Origin of the sequence: Burkholderia sp. WP9 (assembly GCF_900104795.1) — a bacterium.
GTDB lineage: Bacteria > Pseudomonadota > Gammaproteobacteria > Burkholderiales > Burkholderiaceae > Paraburkholderia.
On the sequence record NZ_FNTG01000002.1, the window covers coordinates 3,451,068 to 3,464,017 of the forward strand.

General features: G+C 64.1%; 13 protein-coding genes and 2 riboswitches. Of the genes, 10 read left to right on the plus strand and 3 right to left on the minus strand.

What is annotated here, in order from left to right; translation table 11 throughout:
* The first annotated feature begins 4 nt into the window (after positions 1-4).
* The 7 genes from BLW71_RS36470 (at position 5) to BLW71_RS36500 (ending at position 6,276) form a co-directional block, all read left to right on the plus strand.
* Positions 5-1,120, plus strand: a complete 1,116-nt coding sequence (locus tag BLW71_RS36470) for an ABC transporter permease (RefSeq protein ID WP_091808380.1) — start codon at positions 5-7, stop codon at positions 1,118-1,120.
* The gene (locus BLW71_RS36475; RefSeq protein WP_091808382.1) at positions 1,113-2,039 is read left to right on the plus strand and encodes an ABC transporter permease; all 927 of its coding nucleotides are present in this window, start codon (positions 1,113-1,115) and stop codon (positions 2,037-2,039) included. Before BLW71_RS36470 ends, BLW71_RS36475 begins: the two co-directional genes overlap by 8 nt.
* Before the next feature lie 61 nt (positions 2,040-2,100).
* A complete protein-coding gene (gene biuH / locus BLW71_RS36480) occupies positions 2,101-2,793 on the plus strand; it encodes a biuret amidohydrolase (protein ID WP_091808384.1) in 693 nt (230 codons plus the stop codon).
* 2 nt (positions 2,794-2,795) lie between these two features.
* The gene (locus tag BLW71_RS36485) at positions 2,796-4,406 is read left to right on the plus strand and encodes an ABC transporter ATP-binding protein (protein WP_177205173.1); all 1,611 of its coding nucleotides are present in this window, start codon (positions 2,796-2,798) and stop codon (positions 4,404-4,406) included.
* A complete protein-coding gene (locus BLW71_RS36490; RefSeq protein WP_091808385.1) occupies positions 4,403-5,098 on the plus strand; it encodes a cysteine hydrolase family protein in 696 nt (231 codons plus the stop codon). Before BLW71_RS36485 ends, BLW71_RS36490 begins: the two co-directional genes overlap by 4 nt.
* Positions 5,089-5,475, plus strand: a complete 387-nt coding sequence (hpxZ, locus tag BLW71_RS36495) for an oxalurate catabolism protein HpxZ (protein WP_091808388.1) — start codon at positions 5,089-5,091, stop codon at positions 5,473-5,475. Before BLW71_RS36490 ends, hpxZ begins: the two co-directional genes overlap by 10 nt.
* A 33-nt stretch (positions 5,476-5,508) precedes the next feature.
* Positions 5,509-6,276 carry a GntR family transcriptional regulator gene (locus BLW71_RS36500; protein ID WP_091808390.1) on the plus strand — a complete coding sequence of 256 codons (768 nt, stop codon included), beginning with the start codon at positions 5,509-5,511 and terminating at the stop codon, positions 6,274-6,276.
* Positions 6,277-6,342: 66 nt separating this feature from the next.
* Here BLW71_RS36500 and BLW71_RS36505 read toward each other — a convergent pair whose 3' ends face one another.
* From BLW71_RS36505 to BLW71_RS36515, 3 genes are all read right to left on the minus strand, one after another.
* Complete coding sequence (locus tag BLW71_RS36505; RefSeq protein WP_091808392.1) at positions 6,343-7,386, minus strand: rod shape-determining protein; 1,044 nt, start codon at positions 7,384-7,386, stop codon at positions 6,343-6,345.
* 161 nt (positions 7,387-7,547) lie between these two features.
* Complete coding sequence (locus tag BLW71_RS36510) at positions 7,548-8,636, minus strand: ABC transporter substrate-binding protein (RefSeq protein WP_143048424.1); 1,089 nt, start codon at positions 8,634-8,636, stop codon at positions 7,548-7,550.
* Positions 8,637-8,819: 183 nt separating this feature from the next.
* Positions 8,820-8,958, minus strand: a riboswitch (guanidine-I (ykkC/yxkD leader).
* Positions 8,959-9,042: 84 nt separating this feature from the next.
* Complete coding sequence (locus tag BLW71_RS36515; RefSeq protein WP_091808394.1) at positions 9,043-9,411, minus strand: helix-turn-helix domain-containing protein; 369 nt, start codon at positions 9,409-9,411, stop codon at positions 9,043-9,045.
* A 156-nt stretch (positions 9,412-9,567) separates the two neighbouring features.
* Here BLW71_RS36515 and BLW71_RS36520 point away from each other — a divergent pair, with 156 nt between their 5' ends.
* From BLW71_RS36520 to BLW71_RS36535, 3 genes are all read left to right on the plus strand, one after another.
* Positions 9,568-10,491 carry a sugar phosphate isomerase/epimerase family protein gene (locus BLW71_RS36520; RefSeq protein ID WP_091808396.1) on the plus strand — a complete coding sequence of 308 codons (924 nt, stop codon included), beginning with the start codon at positions 9,568-9,570 and terminating at the stop codon, positions 10,489-10,491.
* A gap of 14 nt (positions 10,492-10,505) precedes the next feature.
* Positions 10,506-11,567, plus strand: a complete 1,062-nt coding sequence (locus BLW71_RS36525; protein WP_091808398.1) for an isopenicillin N synthase family dioxygenase — start codon at positions 10,506-10,508, stop codon at positions 11,565-11,567.
* A gap of 428 nt (positions 11,568-11,995) precedes the next feature.
* Positions 11,996-12,129: riboswitch (guanidine-I (ykkC/yxkD leader) on the plus strand.
* A gap of 57 nt (positions 12,130-12,186) precedes the next feature.
* Positions 12,187-12,942: an urea amidolyase associated protein UAAP1 gene (locus tag BLW71_RS36535; protein ID WP_091808401.1), complete on the plus strand. Its 756-nt coding sequence runs from the start codon at positions 12,187-12,189 to the stop codon at positions 12,940-12,942.
* The last annotated feature ends 8 nt before the right edge of the window (positions 12,943-12,950 follow it).

Genomic DNA, 12,950 nt, shown 5'->3' on the forward strand with positions numbered 1-12,950 from the left:
CGTGATGCGCCCCAATGCCTCTGTTGCGAGAGTGATGCTCTCGTTGCTGCCCGCGCTGCCGACCGTGCTGGCGGTGCTCGGCACCTTGCTGCTGTTTTCGCTGTTCCTGCTGGTGCAGGGACAGCCCGCGCTCGACGCGATCGTGCTGATTTTCCAGGGTGCGTTCGGTTCCTCGTTCGCCTGGCAAAGCACGTTGCTGCGCGCCGCGCCGTTGATGCTGACCGCGTTGTGCGTGGCGTTGCCCGCGCAGGTCGGGCTGATCGTGATCGGCGGCGAGGGCGCGCTCGCGCTGGGCGGCATGTGCGCCGCGATCGTTCCGCAGATCCTGCCGCACGGCACGCCCTGGCTCATCGCCACGCCGTTGATGGCGCTCGCCGGCATGCTGGCGGGCGGCGTGTGGATCGGCGCGGTCGGCGCATTGCGGCAGTGGCGCGGCGTGAACGAGACCATCAGCAGCCTGTTGATGTCGTATATCGCGATTGCCGTGTTCAAGCATCTGGTGGAAGGGCCGCTGCGCGATCCCGCGAGTCTGAACAAACCGTCCACGCTGCCGGTCCCCGACGCGCTGATGATCGGCTCGATCCCCGGGCTCGAAACGCATTGGGGATTGTTCTGGGGCGTCGTCGCGTGCATCGCGGCGTGGGTGTTCGTGAAGTTCAGCACCAGGGGATTCGCGATGCGCGTGGTGGGCGGCAGCAATCGCGCGGCACGCCTGGTCGGCTTGCCGGTCAATACGCTCGCGTTGACCGCATGCGTGCTGGGCGGCGCGGCGGCCGGCCTCGGCGGTATGTTCGAAGTCGCGGCGGTGCAGGGCAGCGCGAACGCCTCGCTGCTCGCCGGCTACGGCTACGCCGGCATTCTCGTCGCGTTCGCGGCGCGACAGAATCCGCTCGCGATCATTGCGTGCGCGCTGATGATCGGCGGCATCGAGGCGAGCGGCAGTCTGCTGCAACGGCGTCTCGACCTGCCCGACGCCACCACGCTCGTGCTGCAAGGCCTGCTGTTCGCCAACCTGCTTGCGTGGGAAGCGCTAGGCGGCCGCATCGCCGCGTGGCGTGTGAAGTTGCAGGCCGCCGCGCAGACCGAGCTTCCCGTGCAACTGGAGCAGACCCATGCCTGATATGCACTCGCCCATCGTGATCCTGTTGCTGTCGCTGTTCGCCGGTGCGATCCGCGTCAGCACGCCTTATCTGTTCGTCAGTCTCGGCGAGTGTCTGACCGAGAAGGGCGGCCGCGTGAATCTCGGCCTCGAAGGCATTCTCGTCTCCGGCGCAATGAGTGGCTATGCCGGCGCCTTTCTGAGCGGCTCGCCGTGGATCGGCGTGCTCGCCGCGGGCGCGGTCGGTTTGCTGCTCGGCTGTCTGCACGGTCTGGTGTGCTCGCTGCCGCGCGTATCGGACATTGCCTTCGGCATTGCGTTGATGCTGCTCGGCACCGGACTTGCGTTCTATCTCGGCAAGCCCTTTATCGAACCGCAAGCGCCGATGCTGCCGTTCATCGACCTCGGCGCGTGGAGTTCATCGCCGCAACTGCATAACGCGCTGCATCTGAATCTGCTGTTCGTGATTGGCGTGGTGCTCGCCTTCGTTCTGCAATGGGGCTTGCGCAATACGCGCTGGGGCATGGTGCTGCGGCTCGTCGGCGATCACGCGGAAACGGCGCGCGCCATGGGCTATCCGCTGACGCGCGTGCGGATCGCCGCGACGGCGGTGGGCGGCGTGTTCGCGGGCGTGGGCGGCGCGTATCTGTCGCTCGTTTATCCCGGTAGCTGGAACGAAGGGCTCTCCAGCGGCCAGGGGCTGATGGCGGTCGCGCTGGTGATCTTCGCGCGCTGGCAGCCGTTGCGCTGTCTGTGGGCCGCATTGCTGTTCGGTGCGGCGGGCGCGCTCGGCCCCGCGCTGCAGGCGATCGGCGTGACGAGCGGCTACTACCTCTATAACGCCGCGCCGTATGTGCTCACGCTCGTGATCATGATCATCAATTGCCGTCCGGACCGCACGCTGGCGGGTGCGCCCGGCGAGCTGAGCCTGACGCGCTGACCGGTTCGCGCACACCCCGACGCTGCCGACTCCTACGAAACCCATCCAGGATATTTCGACCATGACCCGATTCATCGAAGCCAAACCGTACCCATGGCCTTACGACGGCAACCTGCGCCCGGAAAACACCGCGCTCGTGATCATCGACATGCAGACGGATTTCTGCGGCCACGGCGGCTACGTCGACAAGATGGGCTACGACCTCGCGCTCACGCGCGCGCCGATCGAGCCGATCAAGCGGGTGCTCAAGGCGATGCGCGAGCAGGGCTTCACGATCATTCACACGCGTGAAGGCCATCGGCCCGATCTCTCCGATCTGCCCGCCAACAAGCGCTGGCGCAGCCGCCGCGCAGGCACCGACGGCGTGGGCATCGGCGACGACGGCCCGTGCGGCAGGATCCTCGTGCGTGGCGAACCGGGCTGGGAGATCATCGACGAACTGAAGCCGCTCGCCGGCGAGATCGTGATCGACAAGCCGGGCAAAGGCTCGTTCTGCGCGACGGATCTGGAACTGATCCTGCGCACGCGCGGCATCGAGAACCTGATTCTGACCGGCATCACGACCGATGTCTGCGTGCACACCACCATGCGCGAAGCCAATGACCGCGGTTTCGAATGCACGGTGCTCGCCGACTGTTGCGGCGCGACCGACCAAGGCAATCACGACGCCGCCCTGCACATGATCACGATGCAAGGCGGCGTGTTCGGCACCGTGTCGGACTCCGGCGCGTTGCTGCATACGCTAGGGGGATGATCATGTCGACGGTGCGGCAGGCTCTTGGTGTCGAAGTGCTGAATGCGAGCAAGTCGTTCGGTGCGTTTCGCGCGTTGGACGGCGTCTCGATCAAGGTCAAGGCCGGCACGATCCACGCGCTGCTCGGCGAGAACGGCGCGGGCAAGAGCACGCTCGTGAAGGGACTGGTCGGCTACGGCGTGCTCGACGACGGGCAGATCGCCGCCGACGACCGCGAAGTGCACATCCATTCGCCGCGCGATGCGCAGGCGCTCGGCATCGGCATGGTGTATCAGCATTTCACGCTGGCCGCGGGCCTCTCTGTCGAAGAAAACCTGTTGCTCGCGCGCGGCCAGATGCCGTGGAAAATCGACTGGAAAGCGGAACGCGCCGCGCTCAGCGCGTTCATGCAGCGCATGCCGTTTCGCCTGCCGCTCGACGCGCCGGTCGCCTCGCTCGCTGCCGGCGAAAAGCAGAAGCTCGAAATCCTTAAACAGCTCTATCTGCAGCAGCGCTTCCTGATACTCGACGAACCGACTTCCGTGCTCACGCCGCAGGAAGCCGACGAAGTGCTCGGCCTGATGCGCGAGCTGACCACGCGCGGCGAGCTGACCGTGTTGATGATCACGCACAAGTTCCGTGAAGTGATGGCCTACGCGGACGACGTCACCGTGTTGCGCAAGGGGCGTCAGGTCGGCACGAGCACGGTGGCGAACACCACGCGCGACGAACTCGCCGCGTGGATGATGGGCACCGTGGCGGCCGGCGACGTGCCTGTGATGGCCGCCGTGACCGAAGAACGCGTGCAGCGCAAACCGCTCGACGAATCCGCCCAGGTGCGCCTTGCGCTGCGCGATGTCTCCGTGGAAGACGATCGCGGCCACACGGCCGTGAAGCACGCGACGCTCGCGGTGCGCGCGGGCGAAATTCTCGGACTCGCGGGCGTGTCCGGCAACGGCCAGAAGGAACTCGTGGAAGCGCTGGTCGGCCAGCGCCGCGTGAAGACGGGCGACATGCAGGTCGCCGGCAAGCCCTACCATGCGACGCGCGAGCAGATGACGCAGCGGCGTGTTTTCGCGATTCCCGAAGAGCCGCTGAAAAACGCCTGCGTCGGCGCCATGAGCGTCGCGCAGAATCTCGCGCTGCGCGACTTCGATCGCGAGCCGTTGCGGCGCGGCGGCTGGTGGCTCGATCGCCGCGCCATGCGCGAGCGCGCCACGCAGTTGATCGAGGAATTCAACGTGCGCCCGCCGGTGCCGGAACGCGCGATCGGCACGCTCTCGGGCGGCAATGTGCAACGTGCCGTGCTCGCGCGCGAACTCGGGCAGCCGGTGGATGTGCTGATCGTCGCGAATCCGGTGTTCGGGCTCGACTTCGCCTCGGTGGCCGATATTCATGCGCGTTTGATGGCCGCTCGCGATGCGGGCGCGGCCGTGCTGCTGGTCAGCGAAGACCTCGACGAACTGCTCGAACTCGCGGACCGTATCATGGTGATTGCCGAGGGCGAACTGGTGTTCGAGACGCCGGCCGCGCGCGCGGACCGGACCGTGCTGGGCCAGCATATGGCCGGACACGGCGACACACCCATGCGGCCCGCCGTCCCGGCCGAAAAACTCAGGGAAGCCATCGGATGACATCGACCCACATGCTGACCATCGACGCCCAACCCGGACCGTTCAGCTTCGATTCCGCAAAGACCGCGCTGGTCGTGATCGACATGCAGCGCGACTTCATCGAGCCGGGCGGTTTCGGCGAATCGCTCGGCAACGACGTCTCGCTGCTCGCGCAGATCGTGCCGGCTGTGGCTGCGCTGCTCGCCTTCGCACGCAAACACCAGTGGCTCGTCGTGCATACGCGCGAATCGCATGCGGCGGATCTGTCCGACTGCCCGCCGGCCAAACGGCTGCGCGGCGCGCCGAACGCACGCATTGGCGATGCGGGGCCGATGGGGCGCATTCTGATTCGCGGCGAGCCCGGCAATGCGATTGTCGAGCCGCTCGCGCCGCAGGCCGGCGAACTGGTGATCGACAAACCCGGCAAGGGCGCGTTTTACGCGACCCGGCTCGGCGAGGAACTCGCGATGCGCGGCATCACGCATCTGGTGTTTGCCGGTGTCACCACCGAGGTGTGCGTGCAAACGTCGATGCGCGAGGCCAACGACCGCGGCTACGACAGCCTGCTGATCGAAGACGCGACCGCGAGCTATTTCCCCGCGTTCAAACAGGCGACGCTCGAGATGGTGCGTTCGCAAGGTGGCATTGTTGGCTGGACCGCACCGTTTTCTTCATTCATGAAACTCGACGAGACAATCCCGGCATGGAAGTAAATCAGCCCGATATCGTGGCGCAGGTAGAGGCGGCGTTTGTCGAATACGAACGGGCGCTGGTGGAGAACGACATCGCGGCGATGAACGCGCTGTTCTGGCATACGCCCGAAACGGTGCGCTACGGTATCGCCGAAGTCCAGCACGGCGGCGAAGCGATCCGTGCATGGCGCGAGCGCTGCGAGCCGGTGCCGAAGTCGCGCAAGCTGCATCGAACGGTGGTGACGACCTTCGGCACGGACTTCGCCACTGTCAGCACCGAATTCACGAGCGACGCCACGCCCTTGCTCGGCCGGCAGATGCAAACGTGGGCAAGGCTCAGTCCCGCCGACGGCTGGAAGATCGTCGCCGCGCATGTCAGTCTTATCGCGATGCCATGAAACGCCGATAATAAGAAAAAGGACCTTGGCATCATGAACGACGACCCGACGAATCTGCTGGAGACACCCGCTGCTTCAGGCGAGCAGGAGACGCCCGCCATGCCCGCCACGCCGGGCGCGGCCAACCCGCTCGCCGAGCAGGTCTATCAGCAACTCAAGAGCGATATTTTCAGCTTCCGCCTGTTTCCTGGCGACCGTTTTTCGGAGAACGGCATTGCGCAACACTACGGCGTGTCGCGCACGCCGATGCGTGACGGCCTGTTCCGGCTGCAACGCGAAGGTTATCTGGAAGTCGGTTTCCGGCGCGGCTGGAAAGTCTCGCCGATCAACTTCGATCAACTCGATCAACTCTACGATTTGCGCATCGTGCTGGAAGTCGCGGCGGTGGAGCGGCTGGGCGCGGGCGGCGATGCCGCGCATGCCGCTGTCGAGGCATTGAAGGCGGTCTGGTGCGTCGAGCCCGAATTGCGTGAGAGCGATCCGGTGAAAATGTTCGGCATGGACGAAAACTTTCACCGCCAACTGGTTGCCGCCACCGGCAACGCGGAGATGCTGCGCGTGCATAACGAAGTGACCGAGCGTATCCGCATTGTGCGGCGGCTCGATTTTCTGAAACCGCACCGCACCAGCGCCACTTACGACGAGCATTCCACCATGCTCAATCTGATCGAACGCAACCGCCTGACCGAGGCGATCATTCTGCTGCGCGCGCATGTCACGCAGAGCAAGCTGGAAGTGCGCAAGATCACGCTATCCATGCTCGCCGCGGCGCGCGACAGCAAGCTGCCGTTCGTGTCCTGAGCGAGCTGAGTGACTTGAGCGACCTGAGCGACTCGATCGACCAGCGCGCGCCGACACGCCTCAAGCTCACTCGTATGAGAATGCGCCGCCGAACTTCTCGATCCGTTCGAGCGCCATGCCGGAGCCGCGTACCACGCAAGTCAGCGGCGCCTCGGCGACGAACACCGGCAAGCCGGTTTCTTCGGCCAGCAACCGGTCCAGATCGCGCAGCAGCGCGCCGCCGCCCGCCAGCATGATGCCGCGCTCGGCGATGTCGGCGCCCAATTCCGGCGGCGTCTGTTCGAGCGCGATCTTCACGGCCGAGACGATCTGATTGAGCGGATCGGTCAGCGCTTCGAGAATCTCGTTACTGGAGACCGTGAAGCTGCGCGGAATCCCTTCGGACATATTGCGGCCTTTGACTTCCATCTCCTTGACCTCGGAGCCCGGAAACGCGGAGCCGATTTCCTTCTTGATCGCTTCTGCCGTTTGCTCGCCGATCAGCATGCCGTAGTTGCGGCGAATATAGTTGACGATCGCGTCGTCGAACTTGTCGCCGCCCACGCGCACCGAACCTTTATAAACAATGCCGCCAAGCGAGATCACGCCCACTTCCGTGGTGCCGCCGCCGATATCGACCACCATCGAGCCGGTCGCTTCCGAAACCGGCAAGCCCGCGCCGGTGGCCGCGGCCATCGGCTCCTCGATCAGATAGACCTGCGAGGCGCCCGCGCTGTGCGCGGCTTCCTTGATCGCGCGCCGCTCCACCTGAGTGGACCCGCACGGCACGCAGATGATAATGCGCGGCGACGGCGCGAACATTCGCGACTCGTGTGCCATCTGAATGAAGCGCTTGATCATCTGCTGGGTGATGTTGAAGTCGGCGATCACGCCGTCTTTCATCGGGCGGATCGCCTCGATATTGCCCGGCACCTTGCCGAGCATCTGTTTTGCTTCCTTGCCGACGGCCAGAATGATCTTCTTGCCGTTCGGACCGCCTTCCTGACGAATCGAGACCACCGAGGGTTCGTCGAGCACGATACCCTTGCCACGCATGTAGATCAGCGTGTTGGACGTGCCGAGGTCGATTGCCAGGTCGTTGGAAAAATAGCCGCGCAGAAAACCAAACATGCAAATTCCTGTCTCTCGGAAGACGGGCGCAAAAGCGCCGCTTTGGGAGTGCCGCCCGAAGGCAGCAGGCGACCAGTTGACGGTCGGGAGAGACGCAAGAATAACAGTTTCGGGTCCGCGGGCTATTTCGGCGGTTGTGGCGCGAGTGCCTGGCGGCCCGTTTAATGCGCGTTGGCGAGCGAAGGGTCGATATAGGCGCTCACGTTCTGCGACTGCTTGTACACCGCGTTGCGCACGTTGAACTTGTCGGCATTCACGCTCGAACCGTACACGGAGTCGAGCCCATCGCCTTTGGTGAAGGCCTTCTTCGCCGCCGCGGCGTCGAGCAGGTGCGTGCCTTTGAGCAGGGGCAGGTACTGCTCCGGCGTCAGGCCGACTCGCGCCGACATGATCTTGACCGCGTCCGGTTGCGTCTTCGGATCGTTGATGTAGGCCACGCAGCGATACCAGACCGTGATCACCTTGGCCCAGTCGGCCTTGCGCGATTGCAGGCTGACGGGGTTCACCGTGATCGCGTCGTAGATCAGGCCGGGGGCGTCGGCGGAGGTGAAGATCGGCCGCGCGCCCGGCACGCGCTTGAGCGCTTCGCCTGCGTTCGGCTGCCAGGCGCCGACGGCGGCGACGTCTTTGGAAGAGGCCAGCACTTGCGGCAATTCATTGGTCTTCGCGTTGACGAGCGTGAGGTCCGATTCCTTCAGCGCATGTTTTTCGAGCGCGGTGTCGAGCAGCAGGTGATCGACGAGACCCATTTCAACGCCGACCTTCTTGCCCTTCAGTCCTTCTACCGTGCGCACCGGCGGCTTCGCGACGATCATGTCGTTGCCGCTCGAATAATCGGTCAGCAGGATCATCACGTTCTTCGCGCCGCTTGCGCCCGTCACGAGCGCGTCGCCGTTGGTTGCGCCGACCGCGTCGAGTTTGCCCGCGGCGAATGCATCGAGCGAAGCCGAGTAGTCGAACCACTGGAAATTGACATCCACGCCGGCTTCCTTGAACCAGCCTTTCTCGATCGCAATCTGGAAAGCGACGAAGCCTGGCCAGTCGCTATAGCCGATGGCGAGCGGCGTGGCCGCTTGCGCCGGCGTGGCGGCAAGACCCGCAGTGAGTCCCAAAGTGAGCCCCGCAGTGAGTCCGATATTGAGCGCGGCGGCGGCCGCGGCGAGCGCGCCACGCACGCGAAGGCCAGCGGCGAAGCGCTGGGGCGAGGCGATTGAATGAAGGGAAGTGCGGACGGATTCGAAGCGTTTCATCGTTTTCTCCAGGAGACCGGTCAATTGCGATTGTTGAGTTGGATCGCGCGGCGACTGCGCGATGAAACAACATGACCGGCTCCCGCGCGCAAACGAACGACAAAGCGCGGAGAACTGCACGAGACAGACGTGCACGAGACAAAAGCCGGCCATGGAGAGGCGCGATAGACATTGCTATCGCCAATCTCCCGGGCTTTTGTCCCGCCGTGTAGTGCGCCCGGCCGTTCGTGCTTGCAATGAAACCTGCAATCGAACCGGCCGGCGTACCGGGCTGCTCTCGGACCAGACATTCTCTCGAACCGGAACCCTAGCATCCCTAAGATGCGACGCTGCCGCACCTCTCGGTCAACTAGCTAGCGAGAAATATGCCAATGAATTGCGCGCCAGGGTTTATGCGGAGATGCGGTCAATCCAGCGCCGCAAACCGTTGATGCACGTAGGCCAGAAACTGCTCGAGACGCTCTTCGATCGACGCCGCGAGGCTCACCTGCTTGATGCGGCGATCTTCGGCGGAATGCGTCTCCAGCAGCCAGCCGCCGTCGATCAGTTCCTGCACGTAGCGCACCGCAGTGCGGCGGCTCACACCAGGCATGAACTCGTAGAGCGCGGTCTTGGCGAAGTAGTTGTCCCGGTCCACCCACATGCGGCAGAACAGATCGCTGTAGTTCAGGTCGTTCAGGCCGAGATCGCCGAAATGCGCCGACCACTGCCAGTCCATGTCGAGAATGGCGCGCGCGACGGCCTGGCCCTTGGCACGCGCAATTTTCTTCTTCATCGATTCACCACGAGGAGGAGGGCTGCACAGTTTAAGTGCTAATTGAGCCGGAAATCGGGCGCGCCCGGATTTTTGCACGCCTCACGCCGATAGTTTATTGACTCGCAAATTTCATGTGTACTATTGCATGCAAATTTGCATGTAAATGGAGTGGCGATGAAATTCGAATTGTTCAAGACCTTCTGGGGATTCGATGGCGGCCCGCGCGATGCGGCGCCGCTGGTGCGGGCGGCAGGCTTCGACGGTATCGAAGCGCCAGTGCCGCCAGGCGGCGCGGCGCGCGACGCTTTTGCGCAGGCAATCGCGGACGAAGGACTCGGGTTCATCGCGGAGATCACGACAGCGGGCAGTTATGTGCCGGAGCGTTCGGCCACGCCGGCCGATCATCTGCGGGACTTCGAGGAGAAGATCGTGTGGGGCAAGCCGCTCGCGCCGCGCTTCTTCAATGTAATGGCCGGTTGCGACGCGTGGCCGGCGGCGACGCAAGTCGAGTTCTTCAGCCGTGCGGTGGAGATCGCCGCGAAGCACGAGGTGCTCTGCAGCTTCGAAACGCATCGCGGCCGCTCGTTCTACAACCCGTGGATTACCCGCGACGTCGCGCGTGCCGTGCCCTCGCTCAAGCTGACCTGCGACTTCAGCCACTGGGTGTCCGTCTGCGAGCGACTGCTCGACAGCGAGTGGGAGACGATCCTCGAACTCGCGCCGCATGCGCACCATCTGCATGGCCGTGTCGGCTATCCGCAAGGTCCACAGGTGCCGCATCCGGCGGCGCCCGAGTACGCGAAGTGCCTCGCGTCGCATCAGCGGATCTGGGAAGCGCTGTGGACCGCGCAGATCGAGCAGGGCTACACCGTCACGACGATGACGCCGGAGTTCGGCCCCGACGGCTATCTGCACACGCTGCCGTTTACGAACGCGCCCGTGGCCGATCTATGGGAGATCAACACATGGATGGGCCGCGAGGAACGGCGTCACCTCGCCGCGTTTCTTGCCGGGCGCGATACCGGCAACGCTCGCGGCATTCCCGGTGCCAATGGTAACCAGCCAGCGCAATCGCAGACCAACCCGCAAGCCGCATAGGCGCCAAACCTCTCATGAGCCCAACCCATACCTCTTTTCAGCAACTGCCTATCGTCGATGTCAGCGGCCTCTTCAGCGATGACCAGGACCGCCGCCTCGCCACCGCGCACGAACTCGATCGCGCGGCGCGCGACGCAGGCTTCTTCTACGTGACCGGCCACCAGGTGGCGCGCGAACAGCAAAGCGCGCTCATCGAGCAGGCCAAACGCTTCTTTGCCGCCCCGCACGACTGGAAGATGCGCTATTACATCGGCAACTCATCCGCGCATCGGGGCTATGTGCCCGAGGGGGAAGAAGTGTTCGCGGGTGGCAAGCGCGACCGGAAGGAGGCGTTCGACACAGGCCGGGAATTGCCCGCCGACGACCCCGACGTGAGCGCCGGCACGCCTATGCTCGGTCCGAATAGCTGGCCCGAACAAGCAGGTTTTCGCGAAGCCGTGGGCGGGTACTACGAAGCGGCGTTCGAACTCGGCCGTGCGTTGTTTCGAGGCTTTTCGCTCGCGCTAGGCTTGCCCGAACACCACTTCGAACGTTATCTGCGCAAGCCGCCGAGCCAGTTGCGCCTGATCCACTATCCGCTCGATCCCTCCGCGGAAGACCGGCCGGGTATCGGCGCGCACACCGATTACGAGTGCTTCACGATCCTGCTGCCGACCGCGCCCGGTCTCGAAGTGATGAACGGCGAAGGCGAATGGATCGATGCGCCGCCGGTCGAGAACGCGTTCGTCGTGAATATCGGCGACATGCTCGAAGTGTGGACGGGCGGGACGTATGTCGCGACTTCGCATCGCGTGCGCAAGGTGAGGCAGGAGCGTTACTCGTTTCCGCTCTTTTTCGCCTGCGACTATCACACGGTGGTCGCGCCGTTACCGCAGTTCGCAACGCCCGGGGCGCTCGCGAAGTACCCGCCGGTGTCGGCGGGCGACCATCTGTTCGCGCAGACGGCGCAGAGCTTTACCTATCTGAAGGAACGTCTCGAACGAGGCGAACTGGTACTGCCCGATGGTTCGAAGGCGCTGGCAAGCTTCGGCCAACAGGCGCGTTACGCAACCGCTGAACCGGATGTTCAGGTTTGAGAGAGGACGCCCGGATCGGTACGGCAACAGCGCCGTTTGAGTTACGAGCGGCGCTGTTGCTTCTGCAGCTCGATGAAACGTGCCGACATGAGGGTGTAAAGCGCGCGTCGAATAGCGGCAAGCGTCGGCATGGTCGTGTCAGGAAGGGAGTGGACGTGGCCCATTGATACGCACACACCATGCCATCGCGTGACGCCATTGCTTACGTGGCGCGCGCGGCGAACGAGCCCAATCGTGGTGCCTTGCGCATCCATGTGGTGCGAAATCGCCAGCGGCACTGGTGCGCGGGCGAACATCGCACGCCTATGAAAATCACCCGCCAATCACATCCAATCCCTTGCCACGCCGCACTTGCCGCATTGTCTGGCGAAAACTGGCACGCTACTCGCTTAAGTGCTTATCGAGAGGTGCGAAGTAATTTGCATCATCTTCAGGATCGCTAGGGTTCCGGTCGTCCGCTCTGCATGCGCACGATGCCTGGTCCGAGAGCAATCCGGTCTTGCCGTTCACCTTCTTTCAAGGCGCCGGCGAGGCTCCACGGAGGGATAAAAGCCCGGGAGGTCGCGATGTCGGTCAATCGCCCTCTCACGCTTTTTCCCAACCGATACCTGGAGCCTCCATGTCGACGCAAATCCCAGTCGATCTCGCACCGATCCCGCATGTGGCGTGGGAAACGGTGATTCCCGCCGGCACCCATTGGTCCGGCGTGCTGCGCCGTGGCATGGCGTTGCGCGTCGTCGATATTGAAGGCGGCGCGAATCTGGCCGCCGTGTTCTACCGGCACGACGAACCACTTGAACGCTACAACATGGCCGATACGCTGAAGGCGCAGCACACCGCGCATCTGACGCGCGGCCACGTGCTCTATTCGGACATGGGGTGCGTGCTGGCGTCGATCACGGCCGATACGCTCGGCTGGCACGATCCGCTCGGCGGCGTCGGCGACGCGGAACTGTTCGCGAGCAAATACGGTGTGGCGCGCTATCAGCAGCATCGCAATGCCATGATCCGCAACGGCCGCGACAGCCTGCTGCTCGAACTGGCGAAGCACGGACTCGGCACGCGGGACCTGGTCGCCAACATCAACTTTTTCAGCAAACTCGCGATCGGCGAGGACGGCGCGCTCGACTTCGTGACTGGCCATTCGCCGGCCGGCGCCGCGTTCGATCTGCGCTTCGAAATGGATACGCTCGCCGCGTTCTCCACTGCGCCGCATCCGCTGAACCCTTCATCCGAATACGAACCGAGGCCCGTCAAGCTGATCGCATACCGCGCGTATGCAGCCGACGCCTGCGTACCGGCCGACGATTTCTGCCGCTCGGCCTGTCCCGAGAATGAGCGCGGCTTCGTCAACACCGACCGTCTGTTCGTTTAAGGAGACCC

Coding starts and splice junctions, on each gene's coding strand:
- BLW71_RS36470 (WP_091808380.1), top strand. CDS start 5: ATGCGCCCCAATGCCTCTGTTGCGAGAGTGATGCTCTCGTTGCTGCCC.
- BLW71_RS36475 (WP_091808382.1), top strand. CDS start 1,113: ATGCCTGATATGCACTCGCCCATCGTGATCCTGTTGCTGTCGCTGTTC.
- biuH (WP_091808384.1), top strand. CDS start 2,101: ATGACCCGATTCATCGAAGCCAAACCGTACCCATGGCCTTACGACGGC.
- BLW71_RS36485 (WP_177205173.1), top strand. CDS start 2,796: ATGTCGACGGTGCGGCAGGCTCTTGGTGTCGAAGTGCTGAATGCGAGC.
- BLW71_RS36490 (WP_091808385.1), top strand. CDS start 4,403: ATGACATCGACCCACATGCTGACCATCGACGCCCAACCCGGACCGTTC.
- hpxZ (WP_091808388.1), top strand. CDS start 5,089: ATGGAAGTAAATCAGCCCGATATCGTGGCGCAGGTAGAGGCGGCGTTT.
- BLW71_RS36500 (WP_091808390.1), top strand. CDS start 5,509: ATGAACGACGACCCGACGAATCTGCTGGAGACACCCGCTGCTTCAGGC.
- BLW71_RS36505 (WP_091808392.1), bottom strand. CDS start 7,386: ATGTTTGGTTTTCTGCGCGGCTATTTTTCCAACGACCTGGCAATCGAC.
- BLW71_RS36510 (WP_143048424.1), bottom strand. CDS start 8,636: ATGAAACGCTTCGAATCCGTCCGCACTTCCCTTCATTCAATCGCCTCG.
- BLW71_RS36515 (WP_091808394.1), bottom strand. CDS start 9,411: ATGAAGAAGAAAATTGCGCGTGCCAAGGGCCAGGCCGTCGCGCGCGCC.
- BLW71_RS36520 (WP_091808396.1), top strand. CDS start 9,568: ATGAAATTCGAATTGTTCAAGACCTTCTGGGGATTCGATGGCGGCCCG.
- BLW71_RS36525 (WP_091808398.1), top strand. CDS start 10,506: ATGAGCCCAACCCATACCTCTTTTCAGCAACTGCCTATCGTCGATGTC.
- BLW71_RS36535 (WP_091808401.1), top strand. CDS start 12,187: ATGTCGACGCAAATCCCAGTCGATCTCGCACCGATCCCGCATGTGGCG.